Genomic DNA, 2,065 nt, shown 5'->3' with positions numbered 1-2,065 from the left:
GTATCTAAAGCTTAGAACGCAGGCTCCCCCTTCATCCATCCAATCTCCCAAACCATTGCACAGCAAGGCGCTTGGCTACCTGCAATCAACTTTTGTCAGTCAACCAGGTTCGACTCTTCCACCGGATTTTCGCTGCCCAATGGGGCAGATCGGTCGCCGGATGTGGCCTGGGTGGAAAATCGCGCATTGAGGCCATTGCCCCCGACCATACCAAGGTTCTGTCCCTCGCCCCCGATTTTGTAATCGAGCTACGGTCTGCCACAGATAAACTCACTACCCTGGAGCGCAAAATGGCAGAATATCGCGACTGTGGGGTGCGCCTGGGCTAGCTAATTGACCCCACAGAAAAGCAGGTGCAAATCTATCGCCTGGGCCGACCGACGGAATACCTCAACCAGCCGGAGGAACTCTCTGGAGAGGACGTGCTACCGGGGTTTGTGCTCACCTTGTCAGAGGTTTGGGGGTAGAACTAGGTTCAGCTTTTCTGCAATATCTCGAAGAACCGACATCGCCCGTTGCAGACGTCCCCAGTCGGGTGAAGTCGGTTGCGAATCGGACGCCATATGGTAGGGAAAAAATTCTATTTCACTTTAGGACACCTCGAAAAATACAAATCTTATTGAGAATGGCTACGAGATTCCAGAGGTTTCAGGCTCTTCGAGTTTGCAATAAGGCAATTAATCGAGGTGCCCTTTAACCAATCATCCTCATATGAACCGTGATCTGAGACTGAGATAGCGTATCTCGTTAGTAAATTTCCAACGTATCTACCTACCTCAAATCCTAGTTCAGGAACATGTAGTAAAATGATCTCTAACATGTTTTGCGACAAGAGAATTGATGTTTAAAATCCCGAATCGCGACATCTATACAATAATCTTACAAAATAAAGCTTACGCGATCAAGTGTTTTCATACTATTATATATTTAGAATGTAGCGTAGTAAGGTAAAATTGGGTAGCGATGCAAGAGCAAGTTATAGCGAGATCATCAACCCATCAAGGTGGCAAGGGTTACAGTTACAACCCTTTGGCTCAACCATTCCTGAAATGGGCTGGCGGCAAGAGACAGCTTGTTCCTGCTATCAAGAAATATATACCACGAAAATATACTCAGTACCACGAACCTTTTGTCGGTGCGGGAGCTGTTTTGTTCTCGCTTCAGCCTGCGAGAAGTATAATTAATGATACCAATCAGGAATTAATCAATTGTTACGAAGTAATTAGAGATCATCCTGACGAATTGCTATCTCTATGTGTGAATCATGAGAAAAATAATTCAAAGGAGTATTACTATAAGCTTCGTAGTCAAGATAGGCATGATAAGTTTCAAGAATTATCTCCGATTGAGCGAGCTGCACGAATTATATATTTGAACAAGACTTGTTTTAATGGCTTATTTAGGGTTAATAGTCAGGGGCAATTTAATGTGCCTTATGGTGACTATGTGAATCCGACCATAGCGGATCCTGCCATTGTCAATGCTGTTAGTGCCTTTCTGAACCAAAGATCAGTGAAGATTTGCCGAGGTGATTTTTCAGAGGCGGTTTCAACCGCTAAAAAAGGATCTTTCGTTTATTTTGATCCGCCATACCATCCAATTTCTGACACATCATCTTTTACTGGATACAGTATGGATGGCTTTGGTAGCCATGAACAGGAGAGACTTAAACTGCTCTGTGACAATCTATCAGACCGTGGCTGTCAGGTCTTAATTAGCAATTCAAATGCTCCATTAATTCGTGAGTTATACAGTGATTTTCGATATGAGATTGTTGAAGTCAAAGCTTCGCGAGCAATAAATTCTGTGGGAGCAAAGCGAGGAAAGGTTGGAGAGTTATTAATCTACAATAAGTATGAGTGTAAATCTATCTAAAAATGATAGTGCTTGGCAAACTATCTTTCAGGAAGAAGATATAATTTCTTCAATTCAGAGAGATGGCTATTTCTACATAAGCTGATATGCATTTAAATTGCATTGACTGTGTTTCCTTTATTTTTGATCTTGCGATCCCAGTTGATGACAAGCTGCCCTTCGTTCAACAGGTTATGAACAAGCGCTTCTA

General features: G+C 43.0%; 3 protein-coding genes. All 3 read left to right on the top strand.

What is annotated here, in order from left to right:
- Nucleotides 1–92: 92 nt before the first annotated feature.
- Nucleotides 93–329: a Uma2 family endonuclease gene (locus H6G62_RS28730; protein ID WP_347239438.1), complete on the top strand. Its 237-nt coding sequence runs from the start codon at nucleotides 93–95 to the stop codon at nucleotides 327–329.
- 24 nt (nucleotides 330–353) lie between these two features.
- Entirely contained in the window at nucleotides 354–467 is a 114-nt protein-coding gene (locus H6G62_RS28725; protein WP_347239437.1) for a hypothetical protein, read from the top strand.
- A 496-nt stretch (nucleotides 468–963) separates the two neighbouring features.
- Nucleotides 964–1,875 (top strand): DNA adenine methylase, encoded by a 912-nt coding sequence (locus H6G62_RS26985; protein ID WP_190500902.1) that lies wholly within the window; start codon nucleotides 964–966, stop codon nucleotides 1,873–1,875.
- Nucleotides 1,876–2,065: the final 190 nt, after the last annotated feature.

This window comes from Phormidium sp. FACHB-1136, from assembly GCF_014697375.1.
In the GTDB taxonomy this organism is placed as follows: Bacteria; Cyanobacteriota; Cyanobacteriia; order Phormidesmidales; family Phormidesmidaceae; genus Nodosilinea.
This window is presented reverse-complemented; position numbering and strand designations above follow the sequence as displayed.